The 17,130-nt window shown below is 52.6% G+C and carries 21 protein-coding genes; 16 read left to right on the top strand and 5 right to left on the bottom strand.

What is annotated here, in order from left to right; all coding sequences use genetic code 11:
• From O6944_05355 to hisC, 9 genes are all read left to right on the top strand, one after another.
• Positions 1–475: MlaE family lipid ABC transporter permease subunit (locus tag O6944_05355; GenBank protein ID MCZ6718564.1), on the top strand; the 475-nt coding region annotated here is incomplete at its 5' end.
• 18 nt (positions 476–493) lie between these two features.
• Entirely contained in the window at positions 494–964 is a 471-nt protein-coding gene (mlaD, locus tag O6944_05350) for an outer membrane lipid asymmetry maintenance protein MlaD (protein ID MCZ6718563.1), read from the top strand.
• A 207-nt stretch (positions 965–1,171) separates the two neighbouring features.
• On the top strand, positions 1,172–1,702 hold the full coding sequence (locus O6944_05345; GenBank protein MCZ6718562.1) for an ABC transporter substrate-binding protein: 531 nt from the start codon (positions 1,172–1,174) through the stop codon (positions 1,700–1,702).
• Positions 1,699–1,995: an STAS domain-containing protein gene (locus O6944_05340; GenBank protein ID MCZ6718561.1), complete on the top strand. Its 297-nt coding sequence runs from the start codon at positions 1,699–1,701 to the stop codon at positions 1,993–1,995. Before O6944_05345 ends, O6944_05340 begins: the two co-directional genes overlap by 4 nt.
• Before the next feature lie 183 nt (positions 1,996–2,178).
• Positions 2,179–2,391: a BolA/IbaG family iron-sulfur metabolism protein gene (locus O6944_05335; protein MCZ6718560.1), complete on the top strand. Its 213-nt coding sequence runs from the start codon at positions 2,179–2,181 to the stop codon at positions 2,389–2,391.
• A 37-nt stretch (positions 2,392–2,428) separates the two neighbouring features.
• Positions 2,429–3,688 (top strand): UDP-N-acetylglucosamine 1-carboxyvinyltransferase, encoded by a 1,260-nt coding sequence (gene murA, locus O6944_05330; GenBank protein MCZ6718559.1) that lies wholly within the window; start codon positions 2,429–2,431, stop codon positions 3,686–3,688.
• 96 nt (positions 3,689–3,784) lie between these two features.
• Positions 3,785–4,411 carry an ATP phosphoribosyltransferase gene (hisG, locus tag O6944_05325; GenBank protein ID MCZ6718558.1) on the top strand — a complete coding sequence of 209 codons (627 nt, stop codon included), beginning with the start codon at positions 3,785–3,787 and terminating at the stop codon, positions 4,409–4,411.
• Positions 4,412–4,432: 21 nt separating this feature from the next.
• Entirely contained in the window at positions 4,433–5,734 is a 1,302-nt protein-coding gene (hisD, locus tag O6944_05320; protein MCZ6718557.1) for a histidinol dehydrogenase, read from the top strand.
• Between the two features lie 81 nt (positions 5,735–5,815).
• Complete coding sequence (gene hisC, locus O6944_05315) at positions 5,816–6,895, top strand: histidinol-phosphate transaminase (GenBank protein ID MCZ6718556.1); 1,080 nt, start codon at positions 5,816–5,818, stop codon at positions 6,893–6,895.
• Positions 6,896–6,917: 22 nt separating this feature from the next.
• On the opposite strand, the gene O6944_05310 is transcribed toward hisC, so the two are convergent.
• Entirely contained in the window at positions 6,918–8,096 is a 1,179-nt protein-coding gene (locus O6944_05310; GenBank protein MCZ6718555.1) for a trypsin-like peptidase domain-containing protein, read from the bottom strand.
• Positions 8,097–8,252: 156 nt separating this feature from the next.
• Between O6944_05310 and petA the strand changes: the two genes are divergently transcribed.
• The 6 genes from petA (at position 8,253) to O6944_05280 (ending at position 12,604) form a co-directional block, all read left to right on the top strand.
• On the top strand, positions 8,253–8,846 hold the full coding sequence (gene petA, locus O6944_05305) for a ubiquinol-cytochrome c reductase iron-sulfur subunit (GenBank protein ID MCZ6718554.1): 594 nt from the start codon (positions 8,253–8,255) through the stop codon (positions 8,844–8,846).
• 20 nt (positions 8,847–8,866) lie between these two features.
• Positions 8,867–10,081 (top strand): cytochrome bc complex cytochrome b subunit, encoded by a 1,215-nt coding sequence (locus tag O6944_05300; GenBank protein ID MCZ6718553.1) that lies wholly within the window; start codon positions 8,867–8,869, stop codon positions 10,079–10,081.
• The gene (locus tag O6944_05295) at positions 10,078–10,821 is read left to right on the top strand and encodes a cytochrome c1 (GenBank protein ID MCZ6718552.1); all 744 of its coding nucleotides are present in this window, start codon (positions 10,078–10,080) and stop codon (positions 10,819–10,821) included. Before O6944_05300 ends, O6944_05295 begins: the two co-directional genes overlap by 4 nt.
• Positions 10,822–10,893: 72 nt before the next feature.
• Entirely contained in the window at positions 10,894–11,520 is a 627-nt protein-coding gene (locus O6944_05290) for a glutathione S-transferase N-terminal domain-containing protein (protein ID MCZ6718551.1), read from the top strand.
• A gap of 253 nt (positions 11,521–11,773) precedes the next feature.
• Complete coding sequence (locus O6944_05285; protein MCZ6718550.1) at positions 11,774–12,046, top strand: ClpXP protease specificity-enhancing factor SspB; 273 nt, start codon at positions 11,774–11,776, stop codon at positions 12,044–12,046.
• 63 nt (positions 12,047–12,109) lie between these two features.
• A complete protein-coding gene (locus O6944_05280; GenBank protein ID MCZ6718549.1) occupies positions 12,110–12,604 on the top strand; it encodes an O-acetyl-ADP-ribose deacetylase in 495 nt (164 codons plus the stop codon).
• A gap of 61 nt (positions 12,605–12,665) precedes the next feature.
• On the opposite strand, the gene O6944_05275 is transcribed toward O6944_05280, so the two are convergent.
• The 4 genes from O6944_05275 to O6944_05260 all read right to left on the bottom strand — a co-directional run bounded on the left by O6944_05275 (position 12,666) and on the right by O6944_05260 (position 16,207).
• The gene (locus O6944_05275) at positions 12,666–13,244 is read right to left on the bottom strand and encodes a BON domain-containing protein (GenBank protein ID MCZ6718548.1); all 579 of its coding nucleotides are present in this window, start codon (positions 13,242–13,244) and stop codon (positions 12,666–12,668) included.
• 5 nt (positions 13,245–13,249) lie between these two features.
• Entirely contained in the window at positions 13,250–13,843 is a 594-nt protein-coding gene (locus tag O6944_05270) for a phosphoheptose isomerase (protein ID MCZ6718547.1), read from the bottom strand.
• A gap of 100 nt (positions 13,844–13,943) precedes the next feature.
• Complete coding sequence (locus O6944_05265; protein MCZ6718546.1) at positions 13,944–14,306, bottom strand: YraN family protein; 363 nt, start codon at positions 14,304–14,306, stop codon at positions 13,944–13,946.
• 14 nt (positions 14,307–14,320) lie between these two features.
• A complete protein-coding gene (locus O6944_05260) occupies positions 14,321–16,207 on the bottom strand; it encodes a penicillin-binding protein activator (protein MCZ6718545.1) in 1,887 nt (628 codons plus the stop codon).
• 65 nt (positions 16,208–16,272) lie between these two features.
• On the opposite strand from O6944_05260, the gene rsmI reads away from it, so the two are divergent.
• A complete protein-coding gene (gene rsmI, locus O6944_05255; GenBank protein MCZ6718544.1) occupies positions 16,273–17,112 on the top strand; it encodes a 16S rRNA (cytidine(1402)-2'-O)-methyltransferase in 840 nt (279 codons plus the stop codon).
• The last annotated feature ends 18 nt before the right edge of the window (positions 17,113–17,130 follow it).

Here is a 17,130-nt window from a genome sequence, read left to right as displayed (position 1 = left end):
GGTATCGGCGCTACTATTTGCTGGTCGGGCTGGATCTGCGTTGACAGCCGAAATCGGGTTGATGAAGGTCACAGAGCAACTTTCAGCCATGGAGATGATGGCGATTGACCCATTACGTAGGGTGGTGGCCCCGCGTTTCCTCGCAGGGATCATTTCCATGCCATTGCTTGCCGCGATGTTTAGCGCGGTCGGTGTCTTTGGGGGTTATTTTGTTGGCGTGGGATTACTCGGGGTTGATGAAGGCGCGTTTTGGTCGCAGATGCAAGCTAATGTGGATCTTCGCGAGGACATTTTCAATGGGGTCATCAAAAGCAGTGTATTCGGGGTTGCGGTGACTTGGATTGCCGTCTTTGAGGGTTACGATACCGTGCCGACCTCGGAGGGAATCAGCCGCGCCACGACACGAACCGTTGTAAATTCCAGTCTAGCGATATTGGGGCTGGACTTTATCCTAACGGCACTGATGTTCGATTAAGCCTGGGAGCCAAGCGCGATGTTAGAATCGAAGACTCTGGAAACGATTGTGGGCCTGTTCGTGGCCCTGGGACTCGGGGCCTTGTTCATATTAGCCATGAAGGTCAGCAATTTAAGTAGTTTGGGGGGCGAAGACGGTTATGAAATCACTGCGCGTTTTCTCAACATTGGCGGCCTTAAGGTACGCTCTCCGGTAAAGATGGCCGGTGTCGTCGTTGGCCGTGTTAAGGATATCCGGCTTGATGAACAGACGTACGAGGCGGTTGCAACCTTGTCCGTCGCTTCCGAGTTTGACAATATTCCAAGTGACACATCCGCTAGTATCTACACAGCGGGGCTGCTTGGGGAGCAATATGTTTATTTGGAACCGGGTGGGGAGGACACCTTTCTAAAGGATGGAGATCGCATTACACTGACCCAGTCAGCGGTGGTGCTGGAGCAACTGATTGGGCAGTTTCTATACCAGAAGGCAGCAGGGGACGATAGTTAATCGCGCCGAGCTTGAGGGCGTGAACGCCATAACCTAGCTTCGTCTTTTATGCGCAGGGCTAAGAACTCCGGGGGATGTAATGGGTAACGGATCGCCGGTAGGAGGTGGCAACGGCTGATGAAGCGTTGCTTTCGATGGGCGTCGTTTTGGCTGTTGGTATTGGCTTTGGGGAAGGTTCAGGCGACTCCAACAGCCGAGGAGGTTGTGATGACAACAACCGACCAGGTCCTCGCTCGAATCGAGGCAGAGCAGGCCACACTGAACGCGCATCCGGAACAGCTTTATGATCTTGTGAATGAGCTCATCATTCCTCATTTTGATTTCGTCAAGATTTCAAAGTATGTATTAGGACGGTATTGGCGAACCGCGAGCGTAGACCAGAAAAAGGCTTTCATCGCTGAATTTCGCACCTTCCTGGTTCGGGTCTATGCGACGACCCTGTTCGAGTATTCTGGCCAAACGATCAAGTATCTGCCGGCGCATAATGATCCCAACTCCAAGACGGTCATCGTGAAAACCGAGATTGAGCAGCCGGGCGCACAGTCTATTCCAATTGACTACCGGATGTATTTAAAGAAGGATGCTTGGAAGGTCTATGACATTGCGGTCAGCGGTATAAGCCTCGTAACCACCTACCGCTCTGCATTCGCCTCGGATATCAACAGGGACGGGCTCGATACGTTAATCGCCAACTTGGCACAGCGCAATTCAGTGGCTTCTGCGGGTGGGTCCCCGTGAGCGAGGGTTGTCTTCAACGCAGAGCGGATAACGAGTGGGCACTGTACGGAGAATTAAGCTTTAAAACTGTACCAACCATTATTGGGGAATTGAACGGGCTACTCAGTGGCCAGTCCCCACAGGTGATCGATCTATCAGGGGTCACCCGCATCGACAGCGCTGGCGTGGCGCTGCTTCTTGACTGGGTGCGCGCCGCGAAAAATTGCAATGTGTCGGTGCGCTTTCGTAACGTGCCTCCTCAAATGCTCGCGCTTGCAAAAGTCGCTGGTGTGGGCTATCTGCTCCCCCGCTAACACCTTATTGTAGTTGACAGAGCGCCCGCCGTTTGTTCGGGGGCACTGGCTTAATATTCTTGGGGGATCATGCAGAGTGCGATACCCCATTGTATTGAGACGTATAAAATAGGACTTTATCTGTAATTGCCCCAGGTTTATCTAGAGGAGAGCATCAGGTTGGAAACGGGTGAGATTTGCTTGATGACTGAGTCCGGAATCCCGAATTGTGAAGAGATCCTGGACTGCAATGGAATGCATTTTCAGGCGATTGTCATCAGTGAAGCATTTGAGGCCCGGTTAAGCCTTGAACAATATCAACTAATGAAGACGACACTTCGTGACCGGATGGGCTCTGACGTTCATGCCCTACCTTTTAAAACCTGTGCAGCCGCCGATTGGAAGTTAACTGGATGAAAAAAGCTAATCGGCAAAAGGGGAATGCCTTCGAGCAATGGATAAACTGATCATTAAAGGCGGCGTTCCTTTGAATGGTGAGATCCGGGTCTCTGGCGCCAAGAACGCGGCGCTTCCAATTTTGGCGGCCACACTACTAGCGGATGGTCCGGTCACGGTTGGAAACGTACCGCATCTCCACGACATCACCACGACCATGGAATTGCTCGGGCGAATGGGAGTGCAGTTGATGGTGGATGAACGGATGAACATCGAAGTCGACAATAGAACTATCAACGAATTCTTTGCGCCGTACGAGCTGGTTAAGACCATGCGGGCGTCAATTCTTGTCCTGGGTCCGCTTTTGACTCGCTATGGCAGGGCGGACGTTTCCCTACCCGGAGGTTGCGCCATTGGGTCCAGACCCGTACACCTGCACATACAGGGGCTGACGGCGATGGGCGCGGAAGTAAGGGTGGAAGGCGGTTACATACGGGCCACTGCCAAGCGCCTGAAGGGGGTGCATCTGCCAATGGATATGGTCACGGTAACCGGCACGGAAAATCTTATGATGGCCGCTACTCTGGCGGAAGGCACAACGGTGATCCAAAATGCTGCCCGCGAACCGGAAGTCGTAGATTTGGCAAATTGTCTTATTAGCATGGGCGCCCAGATCGAGGGGGCCGGGACTGACACCATTGTGATTGAAGGGGTGACTAGCCTTTCAGGTACCCGATACGATATCTTGCCCGATCGGATCGAGACGGGTACCTACTTGGTGGCTGCCGCGATGACCGGTGGACGGGTAAAGCTCAAACGGACGAGGCCGGATCTTCTAGAGGCTGTGCTGGGCAAGTTGTCTGAGGCAGGCGCCGAAGTGACTGTCGGAGAGGACTGGGTGACGCTCGATATGCACGGTGCAAGGCCTGAGGCAGTGGATGTTCATACTTCTCCGTATCCCGGATTTCCGACTGACATGCAGGCGCAATTTACGGCAATGAATTGCATCTCTCGAGGCACTGCAACGATCACGGAGTCCGTGTTCGAGAATCGTTTTATGCATGTATTAGAATTACAGCGGATGGGAGCCGACCTGAAGTTGGAGGGCAATACGGCATTTAGTCAGGGTGTCGATAGGCTGACGGGTGCCCCAGTTATGGCAACCGATCTGCGCGCATCGGCCAGTCTGGTCTTGGCAGGTCTGGTGGCGGAGCGAGAAACCTCCGTGGCGCGCATCTATCATATCGATCGTGGCTATGAAACTATTGAAGAGAAACTGGCTCAGCTCGGCGCCCAGATTCGGCGGATCCCCGACTAGCCACACTCCCGGAGCAGCGAGATGACCAGACAGGGCAACGGATACTTTGTATCGTTACGCGAGCTGGTGGCCGCAGCTTCGGTGACTGGGTAGAACATGCTTACGATCGCCCTTTCGAAGGGCCGCATATTCGACGAAGCATTGCCAATGCTTGCTGAAATAGATATCCGGCCTGTCGCAGACCCGCACATCTCCCGAAAGCTAATTCTTCCCACAAACCGAAAGGATATGAAGATTGTCATTATTCGGGCGAACGATGTACCCACCTACGTGGAATATGGGGCAGCAGATATTGGTATCGCGGGCAAGGATGTGCTCATGGAGTATGCCGGTGATGGGGTGTACGAGCCTCTGGATCTGGGTGTTGCCCGTTGCAAAATGATGGTAGCAGGGCCTCGTGATGCCAAAGATGTGGTTGGGCGCTTACGTGTTGCAACCAAGTATGTGAACACCACACGGCGTTACTTTGCGGCAAAGGGTATTCAGGTCGAGATCATCAGACTCTATGGGTCCATGGAGTTAGCCCCTTTGATGGGGTTGGCTGATCGCATTGTCGATCTCGTTGATACTGGAAATACTCTGAGGGCGAATAACTTGGTTCCTATGGAACTTATTGCGGATATTAGCTCTTGGGTTATTGTCAACAAAGCGTCGATGAAAATGAAACGCGCTCGTATCAAGGAGGTGATACAGCAGCTTTCTCAGGTCGTGAAACCAGGCTAATGGCGTACTGGCCACATGAAGATGCGAAAACTTGACAATAGCGACCCAAATTTTCTGGAGCAACTCGAAGAGCTGCTTGCGCGGGATGATGAGGAGAATGCTGAAACGGTGCAAATCGTCAAAACGATTGTGGACGACGTGCGCCGCCGAGGGGATGCTGCGCTTATTGGTCATACGAACCGGTTTGACCGGCGACATGTCGGCGCCGCAGCTGACCTCGTCATTCCGAATGATCGGCTGGCAGAAGCCTTGGATCGGCTGCCTGTTGTGTTAAGGGACGCCTTACAGACCGCAGCAGACCGTATACGTAGATACCATGAACACCAGCAGCAACCTTCGTGGAGTTACACGGATGATGACGGCACGTTATTGGGCCAGAAGATTGTGCCACTTGACCGTATAGGCGTTTATGTTCCGGGCGGCAAGGCTGCCTACCCGTCATCGGTCCTTATGAACGTGATCCCGGCTAAGGTCGCGGGCGTTGTTGATGTCACCATGGTTGTACCGATTCCAGATGATGATGCGAATGAACTCGTCCTGGCTGCTGCGTCTATTGCAGGTGTGAACCGCGCGTTTTCCGTGGGTGGTGCGCAGGCTGTGGCGGCCTTGGCGTACGGTACGGAGACGGTGCCCAAAGTCGATAAGATTGTCGGCCCTGGCAATGTTTATGTCACCGAGGCAAAACGGTTGGTGTTTGGCATTGTGGGTATCGACATGATCGCCGGGCCATCCGAGGTGGTGGTGATCTGTGACGGCCAGGCCGATCCGGATTGGATTGCTATGGATCTTTTCGCCCAGGCTGAACACGATGAAGATGCTCAAGCTCTTCTGATTTCCCCCGACGCGGAATTTCTAGATCGGATCGCGGCCAGTATTGAACGTCTTTTGCCCGACATGGAGCGAACTGAGATCATCCGCACATCGCTTGATCGGCGTGGTGCCTTGATTCACGTCGCAAACCTCGATGAAGCGGTCGATCTGGTGAACGTCATTGCACCTGAGCACCTTGAACTGGCCGTTGCCGATCCCGATGCTTTGTTGAATAGCGTCCGTCATGCAGGCGCTATCTTCATGGGGTACTACACGTCTGAGGTGCTTGGTGACTATTGCGCGGGCCCAAACCATGTATTGCCGACGTCCCGTACCGCGCGTTACTCTTCTCCGCTTGGCGTTTATGATTTCCAGAAGCGCTCGTCGTTGATCAAGTGCTCTGCCCGCGCAGCTGCTGATCTGGGCAAAACGGCTGCGACGCTGGCGCGTGGTGAGGGGCTCACAGCACATGCGCGATCGGCAGAGTTTCGGATGAAGCGAAAGGTACAGTAGCAACAGCGAGCGGACTGCAACCCAGCCCCTTCTGCAGCATCCGTTTTTGCCAAATTCTTTTTTATTAACATGGCCAAAGAGCTGCTACAGGAAAAGGTTGCCCGCTGGATCCGGCCGGAGGTGCGCGCGGCATCGGCCTATCATGTGCCAGAGCCACAGGGGCTTATCAAGCTCGATGCGATGGAAAACCCATACACGTGGCCCGAACACCTTAAGGATGAGTGGTTACAGCGTCTCAAGGAAGTCAATCTTAATCGATATCCTAATCCTGCTCCCCGCGATTTAATAGGTCGACTGCGCGACGTTATGCATGTGCCGGTGAATGTGGATATCTTGCTGGGGAATGGTTCCGATGAATTGATCCAAATCATAATAGTGGCGCTCGCGGCACCTGAACGGTCGTTGCTCGCTCCTGAGCCGACCTTTGTAATGTACCGCGCCAGCGCAGAAGTGCACGGGATGCATTTTGTTGGTGTTCCCTTGATGTTGGAAGATTTCAATCTTGATCTCTCCGCAATGCTCGGCACTATCGAAGAGACGCAACCGGCAGCCGTGTTTTTGGCGTGGCCGAACAATCCGACCGGTAATCTGTTCGATTTATCGGCTGTTGAGGAGATTATTCGCGTATCCCCAGGGCTTGTTGTAGTGGACGAGGCGTATCACGCTTTTTCTGGTGAAACCTTAATGGGCTATCTACAGGCGTATGATAACCTCCTTATCATGCGCACTGTATCTAAGTTGGGTCTTGCAGGGTTGCGCCTCGGTATGCTGGCTGGGCGAAGCGAATGGCTCAACGAGTTCGACAAGGTGCGGCTACCCTACAATATTGGAATGCTTACCCAGGTCAGCGCGGAGTTTATCTTGGCTCGACATGAAGTTTTGGATGAGCAGACGCGGCGAATATGTAAAGACAGGGACACCATGCTTGACGAACTGTCGGCTTTGGATGGGGTAAGGGCGTGGCCCAGCCAGACGAACTTCATCCTCTTTCAGACGAGACGCGATCGGGTGACTGGTGTCTTCGAGGGCCTTAAAACACAAGGGATCCTGATTAAGAATCTCGATGGGACTCACGCGCTGTTACAAGCGTGTCTCCGTGTCACCGTAGGGAGCGCTGAGCAGAATAGGCAATTTCTGAGTGCGTTGGTATCGCTCTTGTGAACCCCAAGTTGACATGCGGCGCTCAGCGGGGAGATACCGGTGGTCGTTGCACAACCGTTGGCCGAAGGGTGAGTTGGTCTTCTCCACGTCGCACGGTCACGGTAATTTCGGTGCCAGGTTCAATCTTAGCGATCGTGCGAATGGCCTGCCCGGCGTCAGTAACAGGCTGGCCCCTAATATGGGTAACGATATCTCCCGGCTCAATACCCGCCTGGTCTGCCGGTCCGTTCGTTAGCACAGCGGCCACCAAAACCCCGCTTTCGAATGAACCAGGGGACGTGGCTAGCTCTGGGGGGACGCGCCGAGCAACGAGACCCAACCATCCGCGCACAACGCGCCCGAATTGGATGATTTCATCCATCACTTCCTTGGCGATGCTCATCGGGATGGCAAAGCTGATTCCATGGGAGGCGCCGGTCTTAGAGTAAATCACCGTATTGATTCCAATGAGCTCTCCCTGAACGTTAACCAGTGCACCACCAGAATTACCTGGGTTAATGGCCGCGTCTGTCTGGATAAAATCTTCAAAAGTGTTGATGCCGAGCTGATCGCGGCCGGTTGCACTGACAATACCTTGGGTGACCGTTTGTGCATAGCCGTAGGGATTGCCGATCGCCAATACTACGTCGCCAACGCGGAGCGCATCAGAATTGCCGAAAGCGATGGACGGCAGGTCATCAAGTCCAATTTGGAGTACGGCGAGATCGCTTTCGGGGTCTGTGCCGACGATAATCGCTTCCGCTTGGCGTCCGTCATTTAATGTAACCTTGATTTCATCAGCACCTTCGATCACGTGAACGTTCGTTAAGATGTATCCTTCATTGTCGATAATGACGCCTGATCCTAAGCTGGTCTCAAGTCGCTTGCTTGGTAACATTTGTGCATCACCAAAGAAATGCCGGAACAAAGGATCTTCAAAGAGTGGATTGGTCCGCTGTGGGAGGATTTTCGCGGTATGGATGTTGACGACGGCGGGTATCGCAGCTTCGACTGCATCCGCATAAGAGGCCACCTCGTGTTTGGAAATGGGTGGCGCACCAATGGCGCGAAAAAACGTGTCGCTGGGCTTCGCCCCAGCACCCATTGCAATGGTTGGTTGGTCCACGGACAGGTGGGATCGAAGCAGTAATATCACAAACGCTGCGGCGAGGCCGATGGTGATCGACTGGACAATGAAAGTGAGCATTTTTTTAAACTGCATCGGCGATATCCTGTAGGAGAAGAACAAACTGGCGGTCTGCCCAGTGCAACGGTCGTAATCAGGACGCACTAATCTATCATGTTATAATTGTTAATTTTGGATTCATAATTTTGCCTTTCCTATTGTACCTACACCCTAATTTGAGGGAAGAACCACATGAGTGAAAACGCCGTAGACGGCGCCAGGCGGCGATTTCTTACGGCGCTGAGCACCCTGATAGGCGCCGTCGGCATCGTATTCGCCGCGGTGCCCTTCGTTGCGTCCATGAAGCCGAGTGCGCGGGCCAGAGCGATCGGTGGGCCAGTTGAGGTGGATATCAGCAGATTGAAGCCAGGGCAGCTGATGGTGGACAAATGGCGTGGTAAACCCGTATGGATCCTAAGACGTAGTGAGGAGACATTGGCTACATTGCCGTCACTCGATGATAAGTTAGTTGATCCCACCTCAGAGGAGGCGCAACAGCCCGAATATGCTAAGAATGAGTACCGATCGATCACACCTGAATATCTTGTTGTGATCGGGTTGTGTACGCATCTCGGATGTTCGCCCAAGCTCGTGGCGAGGGGCGGCGCCCGCGACCTGGGTCCCCGTTGGCCTGGCGGGTTTTTCTGTCCATGCCATGGTTCTCTTTTTGACCTGGCTGGTCGCGTCTACAAAGGTTGGCCGGCCCCTGCAAATCTGATCGTCCCGCCCTACCGCTTTCTTAGCACAACACGTCTTTTGATCGGCGACGATGGAGCGGTCGCATAATGAATTCGTTTATTCGATCGATGAATGCCACCATCAGTTGGATTGATGCACGCTTTCCGCTGACCAAGCTATGGAACGAGCACCTCGCCAAATATTACGCACCGAAGAATTTCAACGTTTGGTACATCTTCGGGTCGTTGGCGCTGCTGGTGTTGTTGTTGCAGATCCTGACGGGCATCTGGCTTACGATGAATTACAAGCCAAGTGCTGAACAGGCGTTCGCTTCAGTAGAATATATTATGAGAGATGTGGAATGGGGTTGGCTGATCCGTTACATACACGCTGCTGGCGCCTCCGCATTTTTTGTCGTTGTCTACCTGCATATGTTCCGAGCCTTGATGTATGGATCTTACAAACGGCCACGTGAGTTGTTATGGATAACTGGGATGCTCCTCTATCTGACGCTGATGGCTGAGGCGTTCACAGGCTACCTTTTGCCCTGGGGCCAAATGTCGTACTGGGGCGCTCAGGTCATTGTCTCTTTGTTTGGGGTCATCCCTTTCGTCGGAGATAGCTTAGTTCTTTGGATTCGCGGTGATTATGTCATTTCTGATGTAACCTTGAATCGCTTCTTTGCGTTTCACGTGATCGCTTTACCGCTCATACTGCTGGCACTGGTCTTGGTCCATCTCTTGGCCCTGCATGAGGTCGGATCCAATAATCCGGACGGTATTGAGATAAAGGAGAAGAGAGACGTAAATGGCGTACCGCTGGACGGCATCCCGTTTCATCCATACTACACCATAAAGGACATGGTTGGTGCTGTGGGGTTTTTGATCATCTTTTTAGCCATTGTGTTTTATGCGCCTGAATTTGGCGGATGGTTTATAGAGGCAGACAACTTCGTACCTGCCGATCCATTACAAACGCCCGAGCACATCAAGCCGCTGTGGTACTTTACGCCCTTCTACGCAATTCTGCGTGCGGTTCCTCACCCCTTGGGCGGTTTTCTGGCCATGGGAGCGGCGGTGTTCTTGTTTTTCCTATTGCCGTGGCTTGATCGGAGCCCCGTCAAATCGATTCGCTATCGGGGGTGGATATCTCGAGTGGCATTGGGCACGTTCGCGGTAAGCTTTCTTGCACTTGGGTATCTCGGTACGCAGATCCCAACGCCGACATCCGCGTTTCTCTCGAGATTCTTCTCAGTCCTTTATTTTTCGTTCTTTCTGTTTATGCCGATTTATTCGAAAATCGATAGAGTGCGACCTGTCCCTGATCGGGTGACATATAAATGAAGGTTATCGCGTTGGCCTTGTTGCTTGCCAGCTTTCCTGTTCGACTGTTTGGAGCGGCCGGAGAGATACCATTACAGCAAGCAAAGATTGACCTGGATGATAAGGAATCGCTGAGGCGGGGTGCAAGAATCTTCGTGAACTATTGCTTGAGCTGTCATTCTGCGGCTTACATGCGTTTCAACCGAATCGGGCGAGACTTGGAGCTTAGCGATCAAGAGGTGAAGGACAACTTGATGTTTGTGGCCGATAAGCTAGGCGATACAATGGTTGTTGCAATGCCCGTCGAGGATGCGAGGAATTGGTTCTTTGGGGCAACGCCGCCAGATCTGTCCGTGGTAGGTCGCTCTCGTGGTGCGGATTGGCTTTACACATATTTTCTGAGTTTCTACCTCGATCCGTCCCGCCCGAACGGGGTTAACAATCTCGTATTTGAAAATGTGGCAATGCCCCATGTTCTCTGGGAGCTCCAGGGATGGCAGAAGCCCAAATACAGGGCCGAGATACATGAAGATGGGACAGGTACGCAGGTTATCGAGACCTTGGAACTGGCTATACCGGGGAGTCAAACAGAAGAAGAATACCAAAGAACCGTCTTGGATCTTACCAATTTTCTTATCTATCTCGGGGAACCGGCGCGGGCGGAGCGCGAACGTGTTGGACTATGGGTACTATTATTCCTCGGAGTATTTTTTGTCGTATTGTATTTACTCAATAAGGAGTATTGGAAGGATATAAAATAAAGTGAACGTATTGAGTCGTTGTCTTTGTGTGTTTGCGAGCCCAAAATAAATACCTCAAGGTGAAGAGCATCTATGGCTACAGTAGCGACTAGACGATCCGTTATGGTGCTGTATTCGGACCCAAGTGGCCCGATTGGCCACAGTGTGCGCATTGTCCTTGCGGATAAGGGCATCAATGTTGAAATCAAATATGTTGACAATGACGTACGTCCGGAAGAGTTGGTCGATCTTAATCCGTACAACGCGATACTGACATTGATTGACCGTGAGTTGGTTCTGTATGACGCCCAGATTATGATGGAGTATTTAGACGAACGTTTTCCGCACCCACCATTGATGCCTGTGGATCCGGTGTCGCGGGCTAACAATCGGCAATTGCGCTACCGCGTTATGCGCGATCTTTATGGACTGGTCCCTGATTTGGCTGGCGCAAATGAAATCGCTGCAGCCAACGCGAGAAAGACCTTACGAGACAATCTTACGGCGATTGCACCAACGTTTTCACAGAAACAGTATTTTATGTCAGATGAGTATTCTCTAGTGGATTGCTGCATGGCTCCGCTACTGTGGCGGCTGGGTCACTATGGTGTGAAACTCCCCTCTTCAGCAAAGCCGTTGTTCACTTACGGCGAGAAATTGTTTGAACGGGACGCGTTCCAGGCAAGTCTATCGGACGTAGAAAAAGAACTTGGGAGCTGATCTATAAACGTAGGTCCTGAGAATACGCGTTGCGTTATGTAGACGCCTTCACTTTATAGTAATCGCGTTTGATGTTGGTCTGAAGCACGCTTGTCCCTTAGACCGAGACTACTTTTAGTTCGCACCAGGAATTCTAATTGAACATGACGCCAAACCGTCCTTACTTTGTGCGAGCCCTTTATGAATGGATTCTGGATAATGACATGACGCCGTACTTGTTAGTTAACGCGGGGGAGGGGGTAAAGAGTCCGATGTGCCCCGAGACTTTGTCAACGATGGGAAAGTCGTACTAAATATTTTTCCGACTGCTATTGTAAATCTAGAACTTGGGGGCGAATGGATCTATTTCAGCCCCCGATTTAGTGGCTCTCCGTTTCAAGTCAGCGTACCTGTACATGCGGTGTTTGCGATTTACGCGATGGAGAATGGCAGGGGAATGATATTTCCGGAGGAAGAGCCTAAGGCGGGCTCTTCAGAGCGTAAAGACAAGCAGGTGTCCCGGCCACATCTTAGGCTTAAAAAATAAGTCGTCCGTCCGTTGAAGTGCGCTGCGTGTCCTATGTCACGCTAGCGATACGGAGGGCGTGCAATGATTGAAATTTTACAAGCTGACATCACAACATTACATGTTGATGCCGTTGTGAACGCGGCGAATAGTACACTGCTTGGCGGCGGCGGTGTCGATGGCGCGATGCATCGGGCCGCGGGCCCAGAATTGCGAGAAGCCTGCCGATTGTTAGGTGGTTGCCCGACCGGAGAAGCGAAGATCACACCAGGGTTTCAACTACCGGCCAAAAGGGTGATTCACACGGTAGGTCCCGTGTGGCGAGGGGGCCGTGCGGGCGAACCCCGTCTACTTGAAGGCTGTTATCGCAGAGCATTCCAACTTGCCCGGCAGCACGGTGTCAGCACGATTGCCTTTCCATCTATCAGCACAGGGGCCTATGGGTACCCCAAGAAGGACGCGGCACTTATCGCGGTGACCGTAATGCGCGAATATGACGACCGATTCGAGCGCATTACTGTATGCTGTTTTGGTGAAGAGGATAGGCGGATCTACGAAGCAGTGGTTCACGGGGCATAGCGCCGGGAAACGAAAAGGAAAGTTTTCTGCCCTCTCGCACGCCGCCGCTATACCCGATAAGTCAGTCAGTATACTCGAAGAGTTTGACAATTTTTTGAACGCCGCTCACGGTGCGAGCGGCATCGACAGCCTTTTTCCCTTCCTCCTGCGTCACGATCCCCATCAAATAGACAACACCCTTTTCCGTAACCACCTTTACCCGAGTAGCATCAAACTCCGGTACGGTAAACAGTTTGGTCTTCACTTTAGCGGTAATGTAGCTATCGCTGCTGCGCGAGACAATCGAGGTAGGTTCAGCAACGGTCACTTCGTCGTAGACTTTGGAGACCTTTGGAATATTCTCAACGATTGTGATCATGCGCTGCTGCAACTCCGGAGTTGGCGCCTCCCCAGTCACCAGGACGATGTAGTTAAAGCTCGTTACATTAATATGCGTTTGCGGCCTTAACTCGTCGTCTTCATAGTTGGCTTTCGCGGCTTTTAATTCAATGCCCTGATCATCAATCATCGTACCGGTCGAACGTTGATCGTGTGCAGCAGCAGCACCGCCCACGGCACCGGCGAACAAGGCCGCCTGACACCCATACAATGCAGCCAGAGCCGGCAGTACCAGGAGAACCTTCAGGTTAACGTTGACCATGTCGATTACCCTTCCTGTCCGAGAAGTTGGCGATCAATCAAATCGCAGAGACAGTGAATTGCCATGATGTGGACCTCCTGGATGCGCGCCGTTGACCAACTGGGCACGCGAATTTCTATATCCCCTTCCACGAGAAGCTCTGCCAGTTGGCCACCTTCTCGCCCTGTCAGTGCAATGATATGCATGTCTCTGTCATGTGCGGCCTCAATGGCGTGATTGATATTGGGGGACTCACCACTGGTACTGATCGCAAGAAGTACGTCGCCGGGTTGCCCCAGTGCCCGTATTTGCTTGGAAAATATATCTGAAAACTGGTAATCGTTTGCAATTGATGTCATCGTCGATGAGTCGGTTGTCAATGCAATGGCTGGAAGCCCGGGTCGTTCCATCTCAAACCGATTCAGCATCTCAGCCGAAAAATGTTGTGCATCTGCGGCTGAACCTCCATTTCCACAACTCAGAATTTTGCGTTCGTCGAGCAAACAGTTAGCCATTATTTCTGCCGCCGCGGCAATCCGTGGCGCGAGCGGCTCAATACATTGGCTTTTTACCTCAATGCTTTCGTTGAAGATTTCTTTTACTCGTTCAAGACTATTCATTGTTTCTTTGTCCGACTAAACAATCCATTTGGGAAATGAGGTAATTGTCTACCATGGAACTGCAGTTCGCTGTTACGCTGATGCAAGATTTGAGGTCCAATTATGCCTGAAAAGCGTTTTTGATCCACTCAATGTTTGGGGTATCTATTTCACCAGAAACGATGACAACATCGAATCGACACGGACTTCGTGCCGCTTTCTTGTGCGTCTGGAGGTAGTAGGCAGAGGTGGCAAGGATCCGCAATCGCTTGCGGGCGTCAATAGACTCGACGGCATGGACATAGCGGTCAGTTGCTCGATAGCGTACCTCCACAAACACAACGAATTCTGTGTCCTGCATGATGAGATCGATCTCGCCGCGCGGGCAGTGATAGTTCCGTGTCATGGGTTTCAGGCCGTGGGCTTGCAGGTGAAGCCACGCGATCTCCTCCGCCTGTTGTCCGAGTTCGCGGCTGCTGCGCAATGACCTATTACCCGTTATTCTGGCGCGCCTACGTCGAGTAGCTGTGGTTCCCCACGGACGAACTGGGCCCAGATCAACTGGCGGTGTATACGGCCCTTTTTGTCCATCTGTAGACTTCCCGTTTCGCCCTCAAAGCGGGCAAACCGCTGAACCGCCAACTTACCGAGATGCGGGATGACTCGGTAGGAATCAATACCAAGCGCATAAAGTCGCTTGTACCGTGTCATCTCTTGTGTCCAATTATTGGCGAGGGACGTTTGGAGATCGGAATGCGAATGCGCTGGATCGAGAACCCATGGCATGTCTGGGAATGCCACACCATTCATGTCATTGTCGGCTCGACGATCTGTTGTGCCGCTAAAGATATGAGACGTGGAGTAAATTGGTACGTCTGCTGCGTGGTGAAAGCGCAGCTGAGGACAAATTTGGCGACCCTTGCGCGGGACCGCGGCCATGAAGACAAAATCGACATCTTGGCGACGCCGACTTTCCGATTTCATGTTCTGTTTGAGCGTGTTGTTGATAGATTTTATGCGACTGTCACTGCTGTCCACGTTTAATAGGCGTTTGATTGGCGCAGAAAGATCCGAAGCCTCGCTAACATAGACTTCATGTTCGACCACTTTCCCTCCAAGTTCTTGCCAATGATCACTAAATGCACTGAATACTCTGTCACCCCAGTCGCCCTCTGGGGTGATGACTAATGCCATAACATGCCCATCGAACCAAGTGCGTTCTGCTACTTGGCGGGCTTCATCTTCGGGTGAGAGGCCAAATTGGAGCAACCTTGGTATTGCAGGGCCCAACGGATCGCCCTGCGCTGCCTGACTATTGCCTTCATATCGATTCAGAGCAAGCGTTGTCACCGGCAGCGGACCGCTATCAACGAGCGCTGCAACAGCATTCTTTTCCAACGGTCCGACGACAAAGTCCGCGCCTTGTTCGAGTGCGCGTTGATACGCTACGCGTACATTAAATGCGCTAGCGTCGTATACCATGACGATAGGTTTCGCTTCCGCCGTGCTATCCACGTACCATGCTGCCAGGAAACCGTCACGGACGGCGGCTGCCGCTTGAGAGAACTGACCTGTAAATGGCAAGAGTAAGGCGATCTGGCGAGGACGTGTGTGCAGCTGTTCGCTAGATGTGACAAGCTTAGGCACAGTAGTCTGAGTAGCAGGATGGCCGGGGTAACGACTTGCCCACTCTGCTACCTGTTGTTTGAATGTGCTGGGATCGTGCAGCTGTGTCTGGGTGATTATGGCGAGTTCTATCCAGCCGGATAGCACATCTGGTGGCTCACTTCGTGACTGTTGAAGAACCGGTACCTTGACGTTATTGATATCCTCCCAGAGTTTCTCGTGGTTCTTCTGAATCTCGGTGCTGTCCGTTAACCACAGATCGAGCATGCTGCGCTCCCGTGCTGCCTCAAGGGGGGCGCTGGTCTCTTCGTAGGCAGCAGCGCGCAGTTGATGAATGGACAATTGCAGCGTGCCTGGCGTGTCCGGAGGTGGTTCGGCACGGAGTATATTAAGTGCCTCCCCTGGTCGGCCGTCTGCTAGGGCAACGCGGGCAAGTAGCACATTTTTCTGTGTGATGGGTTGTGCATCGGCTCCGTCGAGGTCCAGAGCGTCCAATATCTGGTGGCCCTTCTCATATTGTTCGGCGTTCAGAAACGCCTCAGCGGCCTGCAATTGGTAGCTCAGCTTTCGTGGTGGGTTGGCTCGTGCAGCGAGTCGCAGATATTCATTTGCCGCAGCGTCATAATTTCCAGCCTCAGCGAACTGGCGTGCCCGCGCGTCTTCATCGGGCCGCTTTTCATCCACGCCTTGCGGAAATTGGGTGCAACCTGAGAGCACCAGGATCGGCAAGACGAGAAGATACAACGGGCGAGCTAACATAATGATATCGTGTGTAGCACATTAAGCATACGGCTACAGTATCCAAGTGAGGTTCTAGGGTGTCAATCAGACGTGGAATCCTTTACATCGTGGCAACGCCAATTGGGAACCTCGAAGACTTTAGTGCGAGGGCAAGGCGGATTTTAGGTGACGTTGATTTGATCCTGGCAGAAGACACGCGGCACAGTCGGCGCTTACTGCAGCACTTTGGGATAGCCACCCCGGTTAAGGCCTACCATGATCACAATGAACGTCAACTCGCACCGACATTGGTAGAGAAACTCCTGCGAGGCACCAACATTGCCTTGATATCGGATGCGGGCATGCCACTCATTAGTGATCCCGGTTACCACTTGGTCCGGGCCGCACATCGATCGGGTGCAGCGGTGGTTTCGGTGCCCGGGCCGTGTGCCTTGGTGAGTGCATTATCGATTGCGGGATCCCCGGCCGATCGGTTCGTTTTTGAAGGGTATCTGCCATCTAGGGCGTCTACCAGGCAGAGGCATCTGGAAACCTTGCGTAATGAGTCACGTACGATGGTGTTCTATGAAGCACCGCACCGGGTTCTCGGCTGTTTGAAAGACATGGCCGATTGTTTTGGTCCAGAGCGCCCTGCAGCGATCGCACGCGAATTAACCAAGCAATATGAAAATGTGCACTGTGACTCCCTAGGAAGCCTGCTTGAATGGTTGAAAGAAGACACGAAACGAAGGAAAGGGGAGTTTGTATTAATTGTGGAAGGTGCTGTGAAAGCAGCCGAGTCGGTCGATAACGCCCAGTGGGTGTTGGAAGTGTTATTGCGTGCCTTGCCTTTGAAACAGGCTGTGTTGCTGGCAGAAGAGATCACGCGTTTGAAGAAGAATGATCTGTATGCGCTCGCGCTCAAGTTAAAGCGGAATCACTAAGCGCACTTATGGATAGCC

The organism is Gammaproteobacteria bacterium, from assembly GCA_027296625.1.
Classification (GTDB): Bacteria; Pseudomonadota; Gammaproteobacteria; order JAKEHO01; family JAKEHO01; genus JAKEHO01.
Note: the sequence above shows the minus strand (reverse complement) of the source record. Positions and strands in the feature narration are given on the sequence as shown.